Below are 22384 nucleotides of genomic sequence, written 5' to 3'. Positions count from 1 at the left end.
CTCTGTATATAGTTGGAACCACTCTGACAGCTCAGCGCTTCGGTGGCCGGTTGCCAGGCAGCGATTATTGATTTTATCGAACTTCATTCCTCATGGCAAGCGTCAAAGAGAAATCCAAACAAAATGGTAAGGCTCCGGCAGCCGCGAAAACGCAGCATCCCAAAGAGCGGTATATGTACTGGTATGAATCCATGCAGTTGCAGCGGAAGTTCGAAGAGAAAGCCGGTCAATTGTATGGTCAACAAAAAATCCGGGGTTTCTGCCATCTTTATATAGGTCAGGAAGCTTGCTCCTCAGGTTCCTATTCTGCCCTAACCAAAGACGACAAGTGGATTACTGCTTACCGCGATCATGGCATTCCACTTGCCCTGGGCTCCGATCCTAAAGCGATCATGGCTGAATTGTTCGCGAAACAAACCGGTTCATCAAAAGGCAAAGGTGGTTCTATGCACATCTTCGATAAGTCGGTCAATTTCGTTGGTGGACATGGTATCGTCGGTGCGCAAATCCCAATGGGAGCTGGAATTGGTTTTGCGGAGAAGTACAATAAGACTAAAAACCTTTGCATCACCTTCATGGGCGATGGTGCCGTACGTCAGGGTGCGCTGCACGAAGCCTTCAACATGGCGATGCTCTGGAAAATACCCGTCATCTTCGTTGTTGAAAATAACGGCTATGCTATGGGAACATCTGTAGCTCGTACATCCAATGTAACTGACCTGTACACCCTGGCCGAAGCCTACGATATGCCTTCTGAACCGGTTGATGCTATGAGCGTTGAAGCGGTTCACGAAGCAGTTAGTCGGGCTGCTGAGCGCGCTCGTGCTGGTGAAGGCCCAACTTTTCTGGAATTCCGTACCTATCGCTATCGGGGCCACTCCATGTCTGATCCCCAGAAGTACCGTAAAAAGGAAGAAGTAGAAGAATACAAGATGCGTGACCCCATTGAGCAGGTAAAAGCCGCTATTCTGGAAAAAGGATTTGCTACTGAAGACGACTTAGCTGCCATTGACCAGAAAATAAAAGCTACTGTTGATGAGGCTGTTCAGTTTGCAGAGGAGTCTCCTTTCCCACCTGCCGAAGAAGCATTCAAAGATGTTTACATGCAAAAGGATTATCCATTCCTGATGGAATAATTCTTTCCTTACTTCCTATGCTATGTTTCAGCTGATCCATCGCATTAACAAAAAGGTCCGAGGTAATATCTCGGACCTTTTTGTTTGAACTTTCTGATTATTTTAAATGTATATACATTAAATGTAATAACATTATAATTTTAGCAACTCGATTTTTCACCCATTAACTCGTTTCAATTGTATGGAAACCCTCATCAATGGCCTTCATCACGTTACAACTCTGGCAGGCGATACCCAACGTAATGTCGATTACTATACCGATATTCTAGGTCTTCGATTAGTAAAGAAAACGGTCAACTTCGATGCGCCGGATGTCTATCACTTATACTATGGTAATGAAACCGGAGATCCTGGTACGATCCTCACATTCTTTCCATATGGTGGTATACCACGTGGACGGAAAGGTGTTGGTCAGTTAACCTATATAGCGTTTTCTGTTCCAACAGCGTCGCTCCGTTTCTGGATGGATCGGTTGCATGAACGAAACATTCCATATGCTGGTCCATACAAACGCTTCTCAGAAACATTTGTACGGTTCGAAGATTTTGATGGCATGGGCATTGAACTCGTTTTTACAGACGACGACCAGCGCACGGGTTGGGATAACAGCCGAATCCCGGCAGAGTTTGCTGTGCGTGGTTTCCATACTGTAACCCTGAATGAGGTAAATCCAGACAAGACGATTAAACTCCTGACTGATATCATGCAACACACCCTAGTAGGGGAGGAGGAAGGCCGTTTCCGGTTTAAGGCGGGAAAAGGCGGGTCCGGAAATTTTGTCGATGTTTTATATTCACCAAAAGATGTTCATGCCTTGCAGGGAGCAGGTTCTGTTCACCACGTTGCCTTTTCAACGGATACGGATGAAACCCAATTGGTAATCCAACAGCAACTGGCTGAGTCAGGCTATCATGTTACACCCGTTCAGGATCGTAATTACTTCAACAGCATTTACTTCCGCGAACCTGGTGGAATCCTATTTGAAGTGGCTACTAATCCGCCAGGCTTTGCCGTTGACGAACCCGTTTCTGAATTAGGCACAGCTCTTAAACTGCCTCCTCAATACGAATCCCGCCGAACTAAAATTGAAGCTGAATTACCAGCAATCGTATTGAAATAATTTTTTAACACAGAGAGAACTGAGTATTTACTGGGATAACTGAGAATCAAAAATTCTGTTTTCTCTGTATCAACCTTTGTTCTCTTTGTGTTTACTCTTATACTATGATACATAACCCTAACAATATTCGCACAGCTGGAAAGCCTTTGGAAGAAGCCTCCAAAGTAATGATAATGGTTCATGGACGGGGAGGATCGGCTAGCGATATTCTTTCCTTATCGAAATACATTGAGGATAAAGAGTTCGCCTTTATTGCCCCCGAAGCCGAAGGAAATACGTGGTATCCCTATTCGTTTCTCCGGCCACTTAACGAGAACGAACCTTATTTGTCTTCGGCATTAGAAGTTCTGGCAAGTCTGCGCGCCAGGCTACAATCTGATTTTAATTTCAAATTACCTCAGATTTATTGGTTGGGTTTCTCTCAAGGTGCGTGTTTAACGCTTGAGTTCGTTGCCCGAAATGCAGTTGAGTATGGTGGCGTATTTGGCTTAAGCGGTGGACTCATTGGCCCACCTGATTTAGTTCGTAATTACGAAGGCTCTTTGGACAATACACCAATTTTTATGGGATGCAGTGATCGCGATCCGCACATTCCCAAAGAACGCGTCTTAGAATCAGAAAGCATATTTCGAACAATGGGTGCGAACGTGACTGCGAAATTGTATCCAAATTTTCCGCATTCGATTAACGAAGATGAGCTAAACGTTGTTAATTTGCTGATAGCCGGAGCCCAATAAACTCAGGTCTTTACTTAACAGCAATGCCTATGAGCCAATACATGGTTGAATTTGACCTTCCAGCTGTAATGGATGAAGGTTTCGAGAACCGGATCCCAGCCCAACGGCTCAAAGTGGAGGAATTAATGGAAAAGGGGTTTTTGTTATCTTATTCCCTTTCGGTCGATCGTCAGAAACTCTGGTGCATCTTCAAAGCCGATTCGGAGTTGGAAGTAATGGAGTCGATTTCGGAATTTCCCCTCATCAAATATATGACACCATTGATTACTGAGTTGATGTTTCATAATATGGTGGCCGCTCGAATTCCTCTCTTTTCATTGAACTGAATTAAACGAAAAACCCTCTTACTCGGAGGGTTTTTTCATAAATACAAATTGTACTTTTGCAGGCGTTTCAAAACCAAAAACACTTAAGTAACCAGGGTTTAACTGGTTACATACGCTTACAACTAGCTGATAATCAAGTTTCACGTGAAACTTAGCTCATTACCAACTTTGCTCCAAAATTTAGAAAAAACATATGACGCCCAACATTCTAATCTGCCAGTCGGAGCGCGAACTTGAAGCACATTTTGCCAATGATTTCATTGCTCATATCGATGGTAAGCATACACAAACATTGCGCCAGTTTTATGAATACATTGCCGACTTACTTGAAATCCCAAACTTTGGTTTTACACTGGAAGCGCTAAACGATTCACTTAATGACTTACAGTGGCTTGAAGATGATAGGATCATACTCTATTTTACAAATACAAATGAGCTAGTTAGCAAGGAACGGGATCCAGCTAAAATGGGAAGTATATTAAGTGTTTTGGATGCAACGGCTGAGGATTGGAAATGGGTCGATGAAGAAGAGGAGATCGATAAGAAAGAGATTATCCTGGTATTTGAAGATAGCCCACGTATTCGGAAATTATTAGAGAATGAAACCATTGAGTATGCGCTATTATCAGCTTTAAAATAATTGACTGACGCAACAAATTTTCAAAACCTGCTGTTACCCTATTGTGCCGCCGGAATGTCCTTCCAGCGGCTTTTCGTGTTTGACATACAACCTGACTAAGCTTGAAACCAGATGAATTGCTCGGCCTATATGCCGAAGATAGTTTTATAAAATTACTGACTGAGCCTTTCAGTCGGAAAGTATCTACAAGCGATCCTCAACGACTACAGATTAAAGGTTTAGCTGGGAGTCTGGATGCTGTGTTGGCTTCTTCCATATTTAAATCGGTCGGTGGAAATCACCTTTATATTCTGACCGACCGCGATGAGGCAGCTTACTTCTTCAATGACTTGCAAAATCTGCTTAGCCAGGAAGTATTACTATTTCCAATGTCCTTTAAAAAGCCCTATCAATATGAAGAAGTAGAAAATGCAAACATATTGATGCGGGCAGAAGTGCTGAATAAACTTAACCCAGCTCCAAAAGATGGTTTATTAATGGTAACCTACCCCGAAGCATTATCGGAGAAGGTCATCAATAAACGATCCTTACAGGCCAATACACTGACCATACGGGTAGGAGAGAAGTTAGATACCCATTTCGTGGCAGAACTACTTCAAACCTATGAATTCGAGAAAACAGATTTCGTATACGAAGCTGGTCAGTTTTCTGTTCGAGGGGGAATTATCGACGTTTTCTCATTTGCCAGTGAGTTTCCATTTCGGATTGATTTGTTTGATGACGAGGTTGAGAGTATTCGCAAATTCAATCCCGAAACCCAGTTATCAACAGACTCGGTAGCGTTTATTAACATTATTCCGAACATTCAGACAAAACTCGTTGAAGAAACCCGCGAACCATTTTTCAGCTTTCTACCTGAAGCAACAACTATCTGGGCAAAAGACATTGAGTTTACACTAGAAATCATCGAGAAGTGTTACGAGAAATCAGAACAAAGCTTCGAATCAGTGGTCGCTGGCAGTGGAGGAATCCAGGTGGTTTCAGATCCCGGAAGTTTGTTCGAAACCCGACGATCATTTCTGAATGAACTAAAGCGGTATAGAACAGTTGAGTTCGGACGTAAGTTTTACTTCAAAACAGAAGGCAAACAGCAGTATAATTCAAAGCCTCAACCATCGTTTAACAAAGATTTCAAACGGCTGGTTGATACATTAGGGGATAATCAATCGAAAGGATTTACCAACATTATCTCGGCTGAATCCTTTAAGCAACTGGACCGGCTTCGAACAATTTTTGAGGAACTTGACCCATTTGTGAAGTTTCAGCCGATAAATATCGGTTTACGGGAAGGCTTCGTGGATGAAGCATTAAAAATAGCCTGTTATACTGATCACCAGATTTTTGATCGCTACTATAAATATCGTGTTCAGGACAAGTTTTCGAAATCGAAAGCACTTACACTGCGTGAACTAAAAACACTACAGCCTGGCGATTATGTTACGCACATAGATTACGGTATTGGCCGGTTTGCAGGTTTAGAAAAAGTAGACCATGCGGGAAATGAACAAGAAGCAATCAGGCTCATTTATCGCGATAATGATATTCTGTTAGTTAGTATTCACAGCTTACATAAGATTGCTAAATACAGTGGTAGGGAAGGTGGGCCACCCACCATGAGCAAGCTTGGTTCTCAGGAATGGGAGCAGAAAAAATCCCGGATTCGCAAGCAGGTAAAGGATATTGCCCGTGAGTTGATTGCACTATATGCCAAGCGAAGAACAGCACCAGGATATGCGTACAGTCGCGATAGTTTCCTTCAGGTCGAGCTGGAGTCGTCATTTATTTATGAAGATACACCAGATCAGGCCAAAGCAACCAATGATGTAAAGGATGATATGGAAAGGCCTCACCCGATGGACCGGCTGGTGTGTGGAGATGTAGGTTTCGGTAAAACGGAGATTGCTATTCGGGCGGCCTTTAAGGCAGTGACGGACAATAAGCAGGTTGCCGTGCTGGTACCAACAACAATCCTGGCCATGCAGCATTTCAAGACGTTTAGCGAGCGCATGGCCGATTTCCCTGTCAAGATTGAATACATCAACCGATTTCGGTCTGCGGCTCAAACGAAAGAAATTCTAAAAGGTGTAGCCTCAGGTGAAATCGGTATTTTGATCGGTACTCACCGAATAGTTAATAAAGACATAAAATTCAAAGATTTAGGACTTCTTGTGATAGATGAGGAGCAGAAGTTTGGCGTAAAAACCAAAGACAGACTCAAGGAAATGCGTGTGGAGGTCGACGTATTAACACTTACAGCTACGCCAATTCCCCGAACACTACATTTCTCACTGATGGGTGCTCGTGACCTCTCCGTAATCGCAACGCCCCCACCCAATCGGCAACCCGTCACGACAGAAGTTCATCCCTACAACGAAGCAACGATTCGGGATGCGGTGAGCTATGAAATCAGACGAGGTGGTCAGGTATTTTTCGTTCATAACCGAGTGAATGATATCGAATCTATTGGTAATCTAATCATGCGACTTGTACCAGAGGCCCGAGTTGGTGTAGCCCATGGACAAATGGAAGGGGATAGATTAGAGCGAATTATGACTCGATTTATCGAGGGTGATTATGATGTCTTGATCTCTACAAATATCATCGAATCAGGACTTGATATTCCAAATGCGAACACGATTCTAATTAACAATGCCCACTATTTTGGGCTTTCTGATCTTCATCAGATGCGGGGTCGCGTGGGTCGTTCGAACCGGAAAGCATTTTGTTATTTATTGACGCCCCCCCCTTCAGTCATGACGGCCGATGCCCGCAAACGTCTACAAACACTAGAGGACTTTTCTGACTTAGGCGAAGGTTTTAAGATCGCGATGCGTGATCTTGATATTCGAGGTGCTGGAAATTTACTAGGTGCAGAACAGAGTGGGTTTGTTAATGACCTTGGCTTTGAAATGTACCATAAAGTGCTTGACGAAGCAGTCCAGGAATTACGTGAAAATGAATTTAAAGAACTATTTGAGACAAAACCTGGTGACCTAAAACTAACATTACCTGATACAGTTATCGAGACTGATTTGCAGGTTGTTATCCCAGAACGATACGTCTCAAATATATCGGAACGACTAGCGTTATATACACGCCTGGATAGTCTTCAGAATAACGAAGAGCTACAGGCATTCAGACAGGAAGTGCTCGATCGTTTCGGACCGATGCCCGAAGAAGTCGAAAACCTGATAAAAATGGTCAACGTTCGCTGGAAAGCCGAACAGTTATACCTTGAAAAACTGACGCTTAAGAATAATATCCTGAAAGGATACTTCGTTTCTAACGGGAACGACGACTTCTTTAAATCCGATCAATTTGGCAAGGTAATTGAGTACCTCAAGCGAAACCCAACCAAATGTTCGTTGAAAGAATCGAAGGGACGACCAATTATCACCCATGTCAATGTGTATTCCGTTGAGCAATTGGATGAAATATTGGGCGCATTGACGAATTAATTACGATTTTTGTACCTACGTTTTACACAAAATAGAGCAATGATTCAAAAGTTTCACCTGCAACGAGCGGCTTATGTGCTACTGGCAATGACGGCCCTGGCATCCTGTAAGTCCAAGCACCCGACCAGTGTGCAGCCCGGTAAGAAAAGTACGGCGACGGGTATTGCTTACAACCAGAAAGAAGGTTTTCAGGTAAAGAAATTTGCTGGGCAGAAGGCAGGCCCAAACCTCGTTTTCATTGAAGGGGGCCGATTCACCATGGGCGCCCTGGAAGAGGACGTTATGAATACGCGTGATAACCGCGAACGAACTGTTTCGATCCAATCGTTTTATATGGATGAAACCGAAATGGCAAACGTCCACTATCTGGAATACCTGAATGCAATTCAGCGTGATTCATCGGAGGAAGTTGTAAAAGCAGCCTTGCCAGATACAACCGTTTGGTCAAATCCATTATCATTTAACGACTCCTACGTTACACAGTATCTTCGTTATCCTGCCTTTCGATATTATCCTGTTGTAGGTGTTTCGTGGGTCCAAGCTACCGATTACGCAACCTGGCGATCAAATGCTGTCAATAATGAGCTGGCAAAAGGAGGGGGACCGAAAAAGAAGGGGGGAGGTTTCTCTCTAAAGCGGAAGTCTAAAAAAGCGGATGATGCAGCTTTGGCTGAAGCAACTTCAGCTGCACCTGCCAAACCGAGCCTTGAGAGTGGTACAATTCTGCCAGATTATCGTCTGCCAACTGAAGCCGAATGGGAATATGCTGCTAAAGCATTGATTGGGACTCAATACATGGACGAGAATCAAATCAATCAGCGAATCTACCCTTGGGATGGTTCATCAGTCCGGAACCCCAAGAAAGGTCGCAAACAAGGTCAGATGTTAGCAAACTTCAAACGTGGTCGTGGAGACTATGCCGGTATTGCTGGCCGTTCGAATGATGGTGCTATTATAACGGCTGAAATCTATGCTTATCCAGCAAATGATTTTGGTCTGTATAACATGGCTGGTAACGTAAACGAGTGGGTAATGGACGTTTATCGGCCTCTTTCCTATCAGGACGTTAACGATTTAAATCCAGTACGTCGTAATGGATATGTTGATGATGCGAAGAATTATGATAGCAAAAACAAACAATCATTAATTGACGATAAACTTCGTGTATACAAAGGCGGCTCCTGGAACGACGTTGCTTACTGGCTATCACCAGGTACACGTCGATTCTTAGACCAGGATTCGGCTACAGCAATGATTGGTTTCCGTTGCGCTATGATTGGAGTGGGCCGGAACAAATAAGTCAAGCACTATCCTTTCCTAAAAAAGAGGTCATCCAAATTTGGGTGACCTCTTTTTTATGGAATTCGAAAAACAAACCGAACGGCTATCGATCAGCAACAGCTAGAGTTATTACGCTGATAGACTTGCAGCCAGCTCTAACTAATTCAATAGCGCAGGCTTCAATTGTAGCACCAGTAGTCAGCACATCATCAACGATGAGTACGTTTTTATTCTTAACGAGATCTGGCTTCACAATGCTAAATACTTTATTTACGTTTTCCCATCGTTCAAGTCGATTCTTGTTTGTTTGCGATTCATTAAAGGCATTTCTAATTAACACATCTATTACCATTGGCATGTTAAGTGCTTCAGCCAGTCCCTGAGCTATCCAATCTGCCTGATTATACCCTCGTTGTTTGTAGCGGCTCAAATGCAACGGAACACCTAGGATTACGTCTATTTCCTGAAGCTGTTTACTTTCTATTTTGAGTTGACTTCCGTACCAGCTTGCTAGTTCTTTAGCTGCTTCTTTTTGGTCTCTGTATTTAAAGCTGTGTATTAGATTTTGTACAACACCACCCTTTGTAAAATGCAGGTAAGAAGCTAAAAAGCGCACAGGTACTTTTCCGGCAAACTTATTGAGGAGATTTTGATCGTAAGGTTCCTGATGTTGATTTGTCTCCGGAAGATTGATTCTACAAGCTGAACACAAAACACGCTCATTAGCTATTAAAGACTGTTTACAACCTAGGCACAAAGTAGGAAAAAGTAGATTGACAAAATCGTCTATTAATGGATGAATAAACCGAAACATAGTTCGTGTTCGTTTGTAGTATAAAACGTTGTAATTTAGGGAGAAGAATAATCGGGGAAGCACTGTGGAAGAAAAAAGTATAGATAAATCCTGGGAAGAGTTACTTGACCAAATTCAATCTTTGGTTGGTAAGCGTCCTGCCGATCTTAACGCCGTTCTATTTTTAATTGGCGTTCAGGAATTAGGTACGGGGCCTAAACGCTTTTCTAAAGAAGCAAAACAAGACCTAATGCATATAGCCGTTTGTCGTGTGCTGAGTCAGTCAGGCTATTATGAATTAGATGGGCTTGATAAAGATGGTTGGCCACGGTGGTTGCTAGCTAAGCCAATTCCGCATGGTGACCTGCTGGCGCAGGAAACCTTTTTAAAACAACACGTTATTCAGTATTTCGAGACCCTTTCAGTTTAACTACTCAACCTGAATTCCTATGCAATCTTCAACAGCTTACACAACACTATTACAACGCATAGACGAGTATAAAAAACGCTACTTTCAAAATCAACTTGTGAAAGGAAGTCTTTTTTTTATAGCTCTCCTTGGAAGTGGTTATCTCTTCATAAACACAGCCGAATTCATTGGTCAATTTAATTCTGTTGGTCGTGGAGCCTTATTTTTCGGTTTCTTGCTCACTACCTTAGTCGGGCTGTATCTGTTTATAATACGCCCTTTGATGAGTTTATATGGGCTAAATAAACCATTGTCAAATGATGAAGCTGCTCGACAGATAGGAACCTTTTTTCCAGAGGTAGGGGATAAGTTGTTAAATACACTTCAACTCCAACGTATAACATCTGATCAGAGCGATTTGCTCCAGGCTAGTCTAAATCAGCGGTCACAGCAATTACTTATAAATCGTTTCTCTAACGCAATTCAGATTAGCCGCAACCGAGAATTTCTTAAATATGCCATTCCTCCGCTTGCACTTATCCTTGTAATTCTAATCGTGAATCCAACATTTTTCACAAAGTCGTCAACACGGCTTGTGAATTACAATAAAGAGTTTGTTGAAGAGGCTCCCTTTCGATTTGTGGTGCAAAACAAGTCACTGAAGGCGTTTCGGAACGAAGATTTCCCATTAAAAGTGAAGCTTACTGGTGATGCGCTACCACAAGCCGTGTACGTAGTTGCGAATGGGACTCGCTTCAAACTTGAGCAATTGGGCGACCAGTTTAGTTATAACTTTGATAATCTTCAGCGCGACTTAGATTTCCATCTGGAGGCTGCTGGCTTCAATTCAACAGAATATAAAGTTTCACTAATTGACCGACCTGCAGTACTCTCGTTTAACGTTAAACTGGATTATCCAGCTTATTTAAATAAGCCAACCGAGCAGCTTTCAAATGTTGGGAATCTTCTTGTTCCACAAGGCACAGTGGTTAACTGGGAATTTGCGGCTGATCATACAGACTCCCTTCTTCTACGGTTTAATTCAGATGCAAAGCCATTGGTAGCCCATTTGATAGATAATAACACGTTTGCTCTGAATAGAAGGCTAATGCAAAACGCAACCTATACTGTGTCATTGAAGAATGGTCAGATTGCTGCACCATCGGTCATTCAGTATAATGTTCAGGTGATTCCAGACCGGTATCCTCAAATCTCCGTAGATCGAATTCAGGACACAGTTACCTATAATTATATAGCACTATCAGGTTTAGTTTCTGATGACTATGGGTTCTCGAAGCTTCGGTTAAATTATAAGATAAACCGTAATGGCAAGGAGTCTCCTTCACACGTTATAGACATTCCAGTAAATCGCTCTACTACGTCACAAAACTTTGTTTATAACTGGTCACTTGATAGCCTAAAACTAAGCCAAGAAGACAAATTAGAGTACTTCGTGCAGGTTTGGGATAACGATGGAGTGAACGGTCCCAAATCAAGTCGATCAAATCAGCTGAATTTTGTAGTTCCTTCGAATGCTGAAATTCAGAAGCAGGTTGATAAGTCAGCGGAGAAAACCGAGCAACAAATTGACAATGCTCTAAGCAAAACGCAAGCGATCAAGAAAGAATTAAATCAAATGGAAGATCGGATGCGAACCAAAAAATCCTCCGATTTTCAGGATAAAAAACAGTTACAGGATGTCCTGCAAAAGCGAGAGGAGTTACTAAAGGAAATCCAAAAACTCCAAGAGCAATTCCAGAAAACGAATGATACGCAACAGCGCTTCGCCGAAAAAAATCAGGCTATGCAGGATAAGATGGAGCAGCTAAAGAAGTTGTTTAATGAACTTCTTGATCCTGAATCAAAGCAGTTGTATGAGCAATTGAAACAACTATTGGAACGTAAGCAGGATGAAAAAGCCTCGGATATGCTTGATAAACTCAGCCGTAAAGAAAAGAACATGGAGCGCGATTTGGACCGTGCTTTGAAGCTTTTCAAACAAATGCAGCTCGAGCAAAAGGTTAATAATATTGCAGAAAACCTTGAGAAGCAAGCTGAGAATCTTGAGAAGCAAGCCGAAGAGAATGCTAAGAAAAATGAGACTTCTCAGGAGCAACAGAAGCAACAGGAGAAGTCACAGGAAGACTTCAAGAATACGCAGGAGCAATTAAAGGAAATTGAAAAGCAAGCTGAAAAAGACGACCTAAATAAGCCTGAATCTTCCGAAGAAGAGCAAAAGGAAATTGAGAAAGAGATGGAGGAAGCCACGAAAAACATGAAGAGTGACCAAGGAAAACAGGCCTCCTCAAAACAGAAAAAGTCGGCTAAATCTATGAAGGCGATGAGTAAGGCCATGAAAGAATCCATGCAATCTGCTGAAATGGAAGAGATGCAGGAAAACATTGATGACTTACGAAATATCCTCGACAACCTGATTACGCTCTCGTTTGGACAGGAAAAAGTCATGAAAGATTTCCGGGGTATGAGCCTTCAGGACCCCAGGGTTACCAAGCTATCACAAGAGCAATTAAAACTACAGGATGATGCTAAAATAATTGAAGACAGTTTAAATGCTCTAGCTAGCCGAGTAGTACAAATTCAGTCGTTTGTAACACGTGAGTTGACTAATATGAAATCCTATATGGATGAAAGTGTACAGCAATTGCGTGACCGTCGGCTAAGTATGGCTTCATCAAAACAGCAGTTTGCAATGACATCTATTAATAATTTGGCTTTGATGTTGAGTGATGTGTTAAAGAATATGCAACAGCAAATGAATGCTATGGCCATGCCTGGCAAAGGAAAAGGCGGCAAAAAGGGCGAAAATCCCAGTGGTATGGGAGAGATGCAAAAACAACTTAATGCCAAGATGCAACAGCTTCAGAAAGGCGGTAAATCGGGTAGGGGATTATCAGAAGAATTATCTCAGATGGCTGCTGAGCAAGCTATGATTCGGCAAATGCTGAAAAAGCTTGAGGAAAATGCGAAAGGAACAGAGGCCGGAAAGCAACAGGAAAAACAAGTAAAAGACTTACTTGAAAAGATGGATGAATCGGAGACAGACTTAGTGAACAAGCGAGTCAACCCTAATCTTATCAATCGTCAGAATGAGATTCTCACCCGGTTACTGGAATCTGAGAAAGCCTTGAAACAACAGGAAGAAGATCCAAAGCGTCAGGCAGAAGCAGCAAAATCAATGAAGCGTAGCACACCTGCTTTTTTCGATTCGACAAATTTGCAACAGAAAACAAAGCAAGTTGAAGTCCTTCGTTCAGTTACACCAAATTATAATCTTTTTTACAAAAAAGAAGCAAATCAGTATTTGCAGAAAGTAAGTAAGTAGTTTTAATCGTTTTTCTATTTATCCGCTCACCTGGCACGAAGGTGAGCGGTTTTTTGTTACACAACCACAAGATTTTTATCACGTTTCATCTTTTCAACAACTTTCAACAATTTTGTGAAAAGTTTCCACGTGAAACATTTTTCAAAAATCATTAAAAATGTATTCTTCTTACGATGTCATTGTAGTAGGTGCAGGCCATGCAGGATGTGAAGCAGCTAACGCTGCCGCCACAATGGGCTCAAAAGTTTTATTAATTACAATGAATATGCAAACCATTGCACAAATGTCCTGTAATCCAGCTATGGGTGGTGTGGCAAAAGGTCAAATTGTGCGAGAAGTTGACGCGCTGGGCGGACTATCGGGAATAATCAGCGATAAAAGTATGATTCAATTCCGCATGCTAAACCGCTCAAAAGGCCCTGCCATGTGGAGTCCTCGCTGTCAAAGCGACCGGAATTTGTTTGCATGGGAGTGGCGAAAGGCATTAGAAGAAAATAGAAATATTGATTTCTGGCAGGATACAGTTACGGAAGTCATTGTAAAGAGTGGACGAACGGCCGGTGTAAAAACAAGTTTGGGTGTAGAATTTTTAGCCAAAGCGGTAGTACTAACAAACGGTACGTTCTTAAACGGCAAAATGTTCATTGGCGAAAAAGTGTTTGGTGGTGGACGAACAGCCGAGCGTTCTGCCACAGGCTTAACCGAGCAGTTAATGAGTTTGGGCTTTGAAGCAGGCCGTATGAAAACTGGCACTCCTCCACGAGTAGATGGCCGCAGCCTGGATTTTGACCGTATGGAAGAGCAACTAGGCGACGAAAATCCTGGCAAATTTTCTTACACCAATACACCTGTTTTGAACAAACAACGTAGTTGCTGGATAACATATACGAATCAGGCGGTGCATGATGAACTAAAAACTGGCTTTGAAAAATCACCCATGTTTACGGGTCGAATTAAAGGATTAGGACCTCGTTATTGTCCGTCAGTGGAAGACAAAATAAACCGCTTTGCGGATAAAGATCGGCATCAGATTTTTGTAGAACCAGAGGGATGGGACACAGTAGAAGTGTATGTAAATGGCTTTTCCACTTCATTGCCTGAAACAGTTCAATACAATGCCTTAAGGAAAATTGAAGGTTTCGAAAATGTCCGAATGTTCCGGCCAGGCTATGCTGTAGAGTATGATTTCTTCCCACCAACGCAATTAAAGCCAACCTTAGAAACACAGTTGGTGCAAAATTTATTTTTCGCTGGCCAGATTAATGGTACAACGGGCTATGAAGAAGCAGCATGTCAAGGATTAATGGCCGGTATAAATGCTCACCGAAATGTAAATGAGGAAGCCGAGTTTACAATAAAAAGATCGGAAGGATATATAGGTGTGCTAATTGATGACCTGATAACAAAAGGTACCGAGGAGCCATATAGAATGTTTACGTCTAGGGCCGAATACAGGACCTTATTACGACAGGATAATGCGGATTTACGACTCACTGAAAAAGGATATGCTATTGGTCTAGCCTCCCAGGAACGCTATGATAATATGCTAGTGAAGCGAAATGGCGTAGCCAAACTAACAGAAGCGATTCGAGGGACTAAGTTAAAACCAGATGAGGTCAATGCCTGGCTCGAAGGTAAAGGAAGTGCACTTCTGCGTGAAAAAAGTAGTTTTTACACATTACTAAAACGCCCAGAAATTGATCAAGCTGATGTGAAAGAGCTATTAAAAATGATTCCTGACATGCCTGGGGTAGGGGAGGAGGTCTTGGAACAAACAGTGATAGAAATTAAGTACGAAGATTATTTGAATCGGGAAAAGCAAAATGCCGATAAGCTTGATAAATGGGAAAACCTATCAATAAATCCTACATTCGACTATGATCGGCTTAAAGCCCTATCCTTCGAAGGTAAAGAAAAACTGAAGCGGTTACGGCCATCAACTATTGGTCAAGCATCAAGAATTAGTGGTGTAAGTCCATCCGACGTTTCGATTCTACTGGTCTACATGGGCCGTTAATAAGTAAGTTCTGGCTAAATCTCGAGCGATTGAAGTCAGAACTTTTTTTGTGTCTATACAATTCAAACAGCTGTTTTGGAAACAATAACTGAATGCCCAGTATGTGGCAGTAGCCACTTTAACCCATTTCTGGTCTGTAAAGATTACTTAGTAAGCCTGCAGAATTTCACCATTCAGGAGTGCCAGGCATGCGGATTTCGCCTAACAAATCCACGACCTGATGCAAATTCAATTGGCTCGTACTATAAATCGGAAGACTATGTATCGCACAATGACGAGGGAAAGGGAGTGATCAATATGGCTTACCGAATCGTTCGAAATTATACCTTAGACTCAAAACTAAGACTTATAAATAAGTTAAATGGCAGACAAGGCCGAGTGCTGGATGTAGGTTGTGGTACTGGTGCTTTTCTGGAAAGTTGTAAGAAAGGTGGCTGGCAGATAATTGGTATGGAACCAGATAGAGATGCACGTACTATTGCCCAGAAGAAATTAAAGGCTGAAATAAAACCAAACCTGAATGCATTAACAGGTACGAAACCTGTTGATATTATTACCCTATGGCATGTACTTGAACACATTCCAAACTTAAATGAAGTTATTCCTCAGCTTCATCAATTACTGGAGCGTAAAGGAACGCTATTAATTGCGGTTCCAAATTCGGACTCCTATGATGCACATTATTTTAAAGAATTCTGGGCAGCCTATGATGTACCTCGCCATTTATATCATTTTACACCTACAACTATAAAACCATTATTCGAAAAACATGGGTTTAAATTGGTGGAAAAGAAGCCAATGGTATTTGATGCTTTTTATATAGCCATGCTAAGTACACGTTATCAGGGTGGTAAAACAGACTATTTAAAAAGTGTCCGAATAGGTTTAGCATCAAATACAGAAGCCAGCCGAACAGGAAACTCATCAAGCCTAATCTACCAATTCATTAAGGCATAATAAATGCAACTGTCCAAGTGGTCCCACTCTTGTAAGGCCTGTTCGGCAAAGGTCTATTCTAAATTAAAAAAGTGAAATTTTTGTGTGAATAACACTGTGCATAAGTAAACAGTATGCGTGGAAAACCTGTTTATAAGGGTTAAATCAAGTGTGGAAGGATGAGATAGTAATCCACAATCGAAATCAAAAGGCTGGTATATGTGGAGAAAGCCCTACATATCACAAGTAACTCCACAAATTTTCCCCACCTGAAACTGTGCACAAATTTTATGCACAAATCCACAAATATTTAACAAACAGAATGTGGATAACATGTTATTTACTTAAATATGAGTAAATTAAGTGTGGATAACGAAGCCATGATAAGTGGATAACTTATCACCGTTGTCCACACCCGTTTAAAATAAAAGTGGACAACTTATTTATACACATTTCCACATGACTAATGGTTATAATAACGTTTCTTTTAAAAAGCCTTTTTATAAAATGTTAATAAGGTTAAAAGTCATTATTGCACTGACATGTGTGTTGTCGGCTGGCCTCGTGTATGGGCAGGGAGGAACAACGCTGGCTGAAGAATATTACAAAGCGGGCGAATTTGAAAAAGCAGCTAATGAATATGCCAAGCTGTTAAAGACCGAAGTTAGCTGGGTGAGGGTGTCGCGTTATGTAACCAGTCTCCAAAAAAGTAATAAAGGAGAGGAAGCCGCAAAATACCTTAAGAAGCAGCAAAGGAGCGATGATGCTAATCGAGCTTACTATGAATTGCTGAGTGGACAGCTGGCAGCTCAACTGGGTGACACAATTCAGGCGCAAGCGCAGTATACAGCTGCATTACAATCCAGCAAATCATCGATTGCAAAACTTGAAAAATTAGCGACAGCCTTCAATGAGGTCGGAGAAGCTCGCTGGGCTGTCCGAACACTCGAAACCGCTAGAGAAGTTAGCAAAGATCCAACGTCGTACAGTGAGGATTTAATGGCTCTGTACCGGTCAACAGGTCAGACTGAGAAAGCTATTGACGAAATCATTATAACGGGCAAGCAAACGGATAAGAAAGAAACAGTATTAGCAGCTTTACAAGGATTTATCAACACAAAAGATGAGCCACTTGTGGAAAAAGCACTATATACAAAGATCCAACAGGAGCCAAACGAACTAGCATATAACGAATTATTGATCTGGTATTTCGTTCAAAAACAAAAGTTTAGCAGAGCTTTACTTCAAGAAAAAGCAACTGATAAACGCCTGAAACTAAATGGGAGTCGGGTATACGACCTTGGCATGCTGGCGTTAAATAATAAAGAGTACAAAGCAGCTGCCGATGCTTTTGAGTATGTGACAACAACATATCCACAGGGTCAACTATACCCGTTTGCTCGACGACTAGTTATCAATGCTCGTGAAGAGCAGGTGAAAAATACATATCCGATTGATAAACTTGAAATTCGAAAACTAATCGCTGATTACCAGCGTATGCTTCAGGAAATAGGTACAAATGTCAAAACATTAGAAGCTCTTCGGAGTACCGCTAACCTGTATGGTAATTACCTTGATAGTAAAGACACAGCGTTAACCGTCCTTGATTTGGCTATTGATCTTGGGAAAACAGACAAGAATTTCGTTGACCGTTGTAAGCTTGACAAAGGGGATATCTACCTTCTTAAAGGTGAGCCTTGGGAATCTACCTTATTATATTCCCAAGTAGAGAAGTCTCAAAAAGAAGAATTGTTAGGGTATGAAGCCAAATTGAAAAATGCTAAGCTACATTATTATAAAGGCAACTTTTCAGTAGCAAAGGATTTGCTGGATGTGTTGAAACTGGCGACCTCCCGTGAAATTGCCAACGATGCAGAGCAATTAAGTTTATTGATTGTGGATAACACAGGTATGGATAGTACAGAAGCAGCCATGCGCTGGTACGCTGATACAGAATTACTTCTGTTACAAAACAAAACCGATGAAGCTGTGGATAACCTGAATAAAATGTTGGCAAAGTATGGTGACCATAGTATTGCTGATGAAGTACTCTGGCTTCGGGCTAATACGTATATGAAACAAGGAAAGAATGCAGAAGCACTGGAGGACTTGAAAAAAATCGTAAGTGCGTATCCAACTGATATATTGGGAGATGATGCCCTGTTTACACAGGGGAAAATCTATGATGAGCGACTAAAAGATAAAGCTGCAGCTATGGAAGCATACCAAAAAGTGCTTACTCAATATCCAGGAAGCATTTATGGAGCTGAAGCTCGTAAACGATTCCGCGCTTTACGAGGAGATACATTGAATTAATAAATAACCAGTTATCCACAAAAAAGCCCGAAATCCACAGATTTCGGGCTTTTTTGTGGATAACTGGTTAAGATACAGTTTGTAACAATAATTCTTTAAACACTTCGTATTGAGCTGGAATATGAATGCTTTGCTTAGTTAGGTTAGCCATTACAGCTAACCGCTCGGGAACATCTATAGACTGGTTAAGTACTTCTTCAACTAACGGTTTAAACTTTGAAGGATGAGCAGTCGCTAATGCCACACCAACAACGTCTTTATTCGAATCAGCCAAATACGATTGTAGACCCAGTATACCAATGGCCGTGTGAGGACAAGCAACGTAACCAAATTGCTCATAAATTTTTAGCATACCAGCCCTTGTTTCAGTATCATCAAAGAAGTAACCAGAAACATTTGCGTTAAACGTTTCATAATCATCGCGATACAAATGAGCTAATCGGACAAAATTGCTTGGGCTACCAACATCCATGGCATTTGATATAGTGGCGACAGAAGCTGCTGGCGAATAAATACCTGTCTTCAGATAAGATGGAACAACATGATTAAGATTGGTAGCAGCGACAAAATGAGCAACAGGTAAACCCATCTGCTGAACCATAGCACCCGCGCTTAGGTTACCGAAATTGCCACTGGGCGTAGAAAAAACGACGGGTTTACCGATATGACGAACTTGGCCATAAGCTCGGACGTAATAAAATCCCTGTGGAATCAATCGGAAAATGTTGATCGAATTAGCAGAAGAAAGAGAAAGATGGGTAGTCAGTTCAGAATCCGTAAAGGCCTGTTTGACAATTGCTTGGCAATCATCGAAAGAACCATCAACTTCAAAAGCCTGTACATTTCCGCCAAGAGTGGTTAGCTGTTTTTCCTGCAAATCACTTACTCGCCCGCTAGGATACAAAATCGAAACTCGAACACCAGGGACATTATGAAATCCCATTGCCACAGCTCCACCTGTATCACCCGATGTAGCAACTAGGATATTAATCTCCTGATCACTTTTCTTCGAATAATAGGACATAAGAGCAGCCATATAACGGGCTCCAACATCTTTAAACGCAAGAGATGGACCATGAAATAATTCCAGAACAGATGTTTTTCCCGCTACAAGATCAACAACAGGCGTATCGAATGGAAAGGCACGATGTGTAAGCTCTTCCAGATCAGACTTACTAATTTCTTCACCAAATAATGCCTTACTGATTTCAAAACCAATATCTGCTAAAGATTGGCCAGCGATAGTCTCAAAAAAGTGAGTGCCCAACCGAGGTAAGGGAGTGGGCATATACAAACCCTTATCAGCGGGCATACTATGAAAAAGAGCTTCCTTAGTTGAAACAGTTAAGTCTGGATTATTCGTGCTGTAAAAACGCATAAGCAAAAAGTCAAAATAAGGCTACAAAGTACGGTAAATCAGACCAATGAATCGAAACCAAGCGCTTTAAATGTGGAAAACTAATGTGGATTAGTGGATAAGTAGGGCAATACGTAAATTTGTAAAAACTTGACACTTCATTATGTCCTTTGGATTTTTCAATGCACCCACACCGGCGAATGAGCCGGTCAAAGAATATCGACCAAACTCGCCTGAACGTGAGTCGCTCAAAAACGCACTAGCCGTATTCCGGGCTCAGGAAACTGATATACCCATGTATATTGGGGGCAAAGAAATACGTACAGACCGTAAACTTCGCGTTGCTCCTCCTCATGACCATCAGCATACACTCGGATACTTTTATGAAGGCGATGCAAATCATGTTAAACAGGCAATTGAGTCGTGTTTGGCAGCAAAAGAAGCTTGGTCGAACTTGCCATGGGAACAACGGGCTAGTATTTTTCTAAAAGCAGCAGATTTGATAGCCGGGCCGTATCGAGCTATACTAAATGCAGCTACAATGCTTGGGCAATCAAAGAATGCCTATCAGGCTGAAATTGATTCCGCTTGCGAACTTATCGACTTCCTTCGATTTAATGTTCATTATGCAACCGAAATCTATCAACAGCAGCCAAATTCATCGCCTGGTGTTTGGAACCGATTAGAATATAGGCCGCTCGAAGGTTTCGTTTTTGCATTAACACCATTCAATTTCACGGCTATTGCTGGTAACTTACCTACATCTGCTGCACTAATGGGAAATACCGTAATTTGGAAACCCGCCTATTCACAAGTGCTTTCGGCAAAAGTGATCATGGATGTGTTAAATGAAGCGGGTTTACCGGCAGGTGTAATCAACCTGATTTATGTAGATGGACCGGTTGCGGGCGATATTATTTTTAACCATTCAGATTTTGCAGGCATACACTTCACTGGTAGTACAGGGGTATTTCAACAAATTTGGGGTACAATAGGAGCGAATATCCACAAATACAAAAGTTATCCACGAATTGTTGGAGAAACAGGGGGAAAAGACTTTGTATTGGTTCATGAATCTGCCAGTGCGGAAGAAGTAGCAACTGGATTGGTTAGAGGAGCTTTTGAATATCAAGGGCAAAAATGTTCGGCTGCATCCAGGGCTTATATACCTTCAACCCTCTGGCCAGCAGTTGAGGCAACGATGAAACAGTTTTTGTCAGAGCTAAAAATGGGAGGAACAGAGGATTTCTCTAACTTCATTAATGCTGTAATCGACGAACGAGCCTTTAAAAAAATAACCGCTTACATCGCTGAAGCTAAACTGAATGACCAGGTCCAACTAATTGCTGGGGGAAATTACGATAGTTCGAAAGGGTATTTTATTGAGCCAACCGTATTAAAAGTCAATGATCCAAGGTACAGAACCATGTGCGAAGAGATCTTTGGTCCAGTGCTGTCAGTATATATTTACGAGCCTGGGGAATTTGACTCCATGGTTGAAGTCATCAATTCTACCTCACCTTATGCTCTCACCGGATCAATTTTTGCAAAGGACCGATATGTAATTGAACAAGTTTCCAAACAACTTCAAAACGCTGCTGGTAACTTTTATATTAATGATAAACCTACTGGAGCTGTAGTTGGTCAACAACCTTTTGGGGGAGCACGTGCTTCTGGAACAAATGATAAAGCAGGATCGGCTTTGAACCTATATCGCTGGGTTTCAGCTAGAACCATCAAGGAAACATTTGTTTCACCGAAACGCTATGAATACCCATTTCTGGAGGCTGAATAATTTTTAAAAAAAGTTTGAGGTAAGGCTTGTGTAAAGAAATAAAAAAGTATAATTTTGCACTCCCAAATCAGGAGAAAGAACAGAACGTGATAACGTAATTGTCTTTTTATCAATAAGTTAACCAAGGGAAAAGTAAAAAGTTGTTTAAATTATTTTTCAACTTTTTCTTGACAAAGCAAATAGAGTGTTGTACCTTTGCACTCCCAAATATAAGGAAGGCCAACAACGGTTGGCCACCATCTCGAAAGAGAGACAGTTCTTTGACGTATTGACATTAATAGGTTAGCACTATTAAGGCTATAAACATCGAGATTAACTTTTGTTAGTCTCACAATTATTTACGATGGAGAGTTTGATCCTGGCTCAGGATGAACGCTAGCGGCAGGCCTAATACATGCAAGTCGAACGGGTCGCAAGACCAGTGGCAAACGGGTGCGTAACGCGTAAGCAACCTGCCTCCTACTGGGGGATAGCCCGGCGAAAGCTGGGGTAAACCCGCACGGTCCCCTGAAGTCACCTGGCTTTAGGGGTAAACATTTATGGGTAGGAGAGGGGCTTGCGTCTGATTAGCTAGTTGGGGGGGTAACGGCCCACCAAGGCGATGATCAGTAGGGGTTCTGAGAGGATTGGCCCCCACATGGGTACTGAGATACGGACCCAACTCCTACGGGAGGCAGCAGTAGGGAATATTGGGCAATGGACGCAAGTCTGACCCAGCCA

General features: G+C 41.9%; 15 protein-coding genes and 1 rRNA gene. 14 read left to right on the top strand and 2 right to left on the bottom strand.

All coding sequences use genetic code 11. The features are described from left to right. Positions 1-92: 92 nt before the first annotated feature. From pdhA to ACYVGO_RS01185, 7 genes are all read left to right on the top strand, one after another. A complete protein-coding gene (pdhA, locus tag ACYVGO_RS01215) occupies positions 93-1136 on the top strand; it encodes a pyruvate dehydrogenase (acetyl-transferring) E1 component subunit alpha (protein WP_460966954.1) in 1044 nt (347 codons plus the stop codon). A 181-nt stretch (positions 1137-1317) separates the two neighbouring features. Continuing rightward, on the top strand, positions 1318-2256 hold the full coding sequence (locus ACYVGO_RS01210) for a ring-cleaving dioxygenase (RefSeq protein ID WP_460966952.1): 939 nt from the start codon (positions 1318-1320) through the stop codon (positions 2254-2256). A gap of 104 nt (positions 2257-2360) precedes the next feature. Next, on the top strand, positions 2361-2993 hold the full coding sequence (locus ACYVGO_RS01205) for an alpha/beta hydrolase (protein WP_142776475.1): 633 nt from the start codon (positions 2361-2363) through the stop codon (positions 2991-2993). A gap of 29 nt (positions 2994-3022) precedes the next feature. Next, positions 3023-3319: a muconolactone Delta-isomerase family protein gene (locus ACYVGO_RS01200; RefSeq protein ID WP_142776474.1), complete on the top strand. Its 297-nt coding sequence runs from the start codon at positions 3023-3025 to the stop codon at positions 3317-3319. Between the two features lie 193 nt (positions 3320-3512). Further along, positions 3513-3959: a barstar family protein gene (locus ACYVGO_RS01195; RefSeq protein WP_460966951.1), complete on the top strand. Its 447-nt coding sequence runs from the start codon at positions 3513-3515 to the stop codon at positions 3957-3959. A gap of 101 nt (positions 3960-4060) precedes the next feature. Further along, positions 4061-7417, top strand: coding sequence for a transcription-repair coupling factor (mfd, locus tag ACYVGO_RS01190; protein WP_460966950.1), 3357 nt, complete (start codon positions 4061-4063; stop codon positions 7415-7417). Between the two features lie 39 nt (positions 7418-7456). After that, the gene (locus ACYVGO_RS01185; protein ID WP_460966949.1) at positions 7457-8716 is read left to right on the top strand and encodes an SUMF1/EgtB/PvdO family nonheme iron enzyme; all 1260 of its coding nucleotides are present in this window, start codon (positions 7457-7459) and stop codon (positions 8714-8716) included. Positions 8717-8801: 85 nt separating this feature from the next. Here the strand turns inward: ACYVGO_RS01185 and ACYVGO_RS01180 are convergent, their stop codons facing one another. Next, complete coding sequence (locus ACYVGO_RS01180; protein WP_460966948.1) at positions 8802-9512, bottom strand: ComF family protein; 711 nt, start codon at positions 9510-9512, stop codon at positions 8802-8804. A 64-nt stretch (positions 9513-9576) separates the two neighbouring features. Here ACYVGO_RS01180 and ACYVGO_RS01175 point away from each other — a divergent pair, with 64 nt between their 5' ends. The 5 genes from ACYVGO_RS01175 (at position 9577) to ACYVGO_RS01155 (ending at position 18512) form a co-directional block, all read left to right on the top strand. Beyond that, positions 9577-9921 (top strand): hypothetical protein, encoded by a 345-nt coding sequence (locus tag ACYVGO_RS01175; protein WP_142776469.1) that lies wholly within the window; start codon positions 9577-9579, stop codon positions 9919-9921. Positions 9922-9940: 19 nt separating this feature from the next. Further along, positions 9941-13243 carry a DUF4175 family protein gene (locus tag ACYVGO_RS01170; RefSeq protein ID WP_460966947.1) on the top strand — a complete coding sequence of 1101 codons (3303 nt, stop codon included), beginning with the start codon at positions 9941-9943 and terminating at the stop codon, positions 13241-13243. Positions 13244-13400: 157 nt separating this feature from the next. Then, entirely contained in the window at positions 13401-15260 is a 1860-nt protein-coding gene (gene mnmG, locus ACYVGO_RS01165) for a tRNA uridine-5-carboxymethylaminomethyl(34) synthesis enzyme MnmG (RefSeq protein ID WP_460966946.1), read from the top strand. Positions 15261-15557: 297 nt separating this feature from the next. Then, positions 15558-16217 (top strand): class I SAM-dependent methyltransferase, encoded by a 660-nt coding sequence (locus ACYVGO_RS01160; RefSeq protein WP_460966945.1) that lies wholly within the window; start codon positions 15558-15560, stop codon positions 16215-16217. 438 nt (positions 16218-16655) lie between these two features. Then, on the top strand, positions 16656-18512 hold the full coding sequence (locus ACYVGO_RS01155) for a tetratricopeptide repeat protein (protein ID WP_460966944.1): 1857 nt from the start codon (positions 16656-16658) through the stop codon (positions 18510-18512). A 67-nt stretch (positions 18513-18579) separates the two neighbouring features. Here ACYVGO_RS01155 and thrC read toward each other — a convergent pair whose 3' ends face one another. Continuing rightward, a complete protein-coding gene (gene thrC, locus ACYVGO_RS01150; RefSeq protein WP_460966943.1) occupies positions 18580-19890 on the bottom strand; it encodes a threonine synthase in 1311 nt (436 codons plus the stop codon). Positions 19891-20032: 142 nt separating this feature from the next. Here thrC and pruA point away from each other — a divergent pair, with 142 nt between their 5' ends. Further along, positions 20033-21664: an L-glutamate gamma-semialdehyde dehydrogenase gene (gene pruA / locus ACYVGO_RS01145; RefSeq protein ID WP_460966941.1), complete on the top strand. Its 1632-nt coding sequence runs from the start codon at positions 20033-20035 to the stop codon at positions 21662-21664. Positions 21665-22004: 340 nt separating this feature from the next. Beyond that, positions 22005-22384: ribosomal RNA gene (locus tag ACYVGO_RS01140) — 16S ribosomal RNA — on the top strand; the annotation flags it as partial.

The sequence above is a fragment of the Spirosoma migulaei genome (genome assembly GCF_054776855.1).
The sequence above is the reverse complement of the archived record's forward strand: the minus strand, read 5'-3'. Positions and strand labels throughout refer to the sequence as shown.

Bases quoted from the DNA above. Each gene is read 5' to 3' on its own strand.
- ACYVGO_RS01170 (WP_460966947.1), top strand. From the start codon at position 9,941: ATGCAATCTTCAACAGCTTACACAACACTATTACAACGCATAGACGAG.
- ACYVGO_RS01160 (WP_460966945.1), top strand. From the start codon at position 15,558: ATGGCTTACCGAATCGTTCGAAATTATACCTTAGACTCAAAACTAAGA.
- ACYVGO_RS01205 (WP_142776475.1), top strand. From the start codon at position 2,361: ATGATACATAACCCTAACAATATTCGCACAGCTGGAAAGCCTTTGGAA.
- mnmG (WP_460966946.1), top strand. From the start codon at position 13,401: ATGTATTCTTCTTACGATGTCATTGTAGTAGGTGCAGGCCATGCAGGA.
- ACYVGO_RS01195 (WP_460966951.1), top strand. From the start codon at position 3,513: ATGACGCCCAACATTCTAATCTGCCAGTCGGAGCGCGAACTTGAAGCA.
- pruA (WP_460966941.1), top strand. From the start codon at position 20,033: ATGTCCTTTGGATTTTTCAATGCACCCACACCGGCGAATGAGCCGGTC.
- ACYVGO_RS01210 (WP_460966952.1), top strand. From the start codon at position 1,318: ATGGAAACCCTCATCAATGGCCTTCATCACGTTACAACTCTGGCAGGC.
- ACYVGO_RS01180 (WP_460966948.1), bottom strand. From the start codon at position 9,512: ATGTTTCGGTTTATTCATCCATTAATAGACGATTTTGTCAATCTACTT.
- pdhA (WP_460966954.1), top strand. From the start codon at position 93: ATGGCAAGCGTCAAAGAGAAATCCAAACAAAATGGTAAGGCTCCGGCA.
- ACYVGO_RS01185 (WP_460966949.1), top strand. From the start codon at position 7,457: ATGATTCAAAAGTTTCACCTGCAACGAGCGGCTTATGTGCTACTGGCA.
- ACYVGO_RS01155 (WP_460966944.1), top strand. From the start codon at position 16,656: ATGACTAATGGTTATAATAACGTTTCTTTTAAAAAGCCTTTTTATAAA.
- ACYVGO_RS01200 (WP_142776474.1), top strand. From the start codon at position 3,023: ATGAGCCAATACATGGTTGAATTTGACCTTCCAGCTGTAATGGATGAA.
- thrC (WP_460966943.1), bottom strand. From the start codon at position 19,890: ATGCGTTTTTACAGCACGAATAATCCAGACTTAACTGTTTCAACTAAG.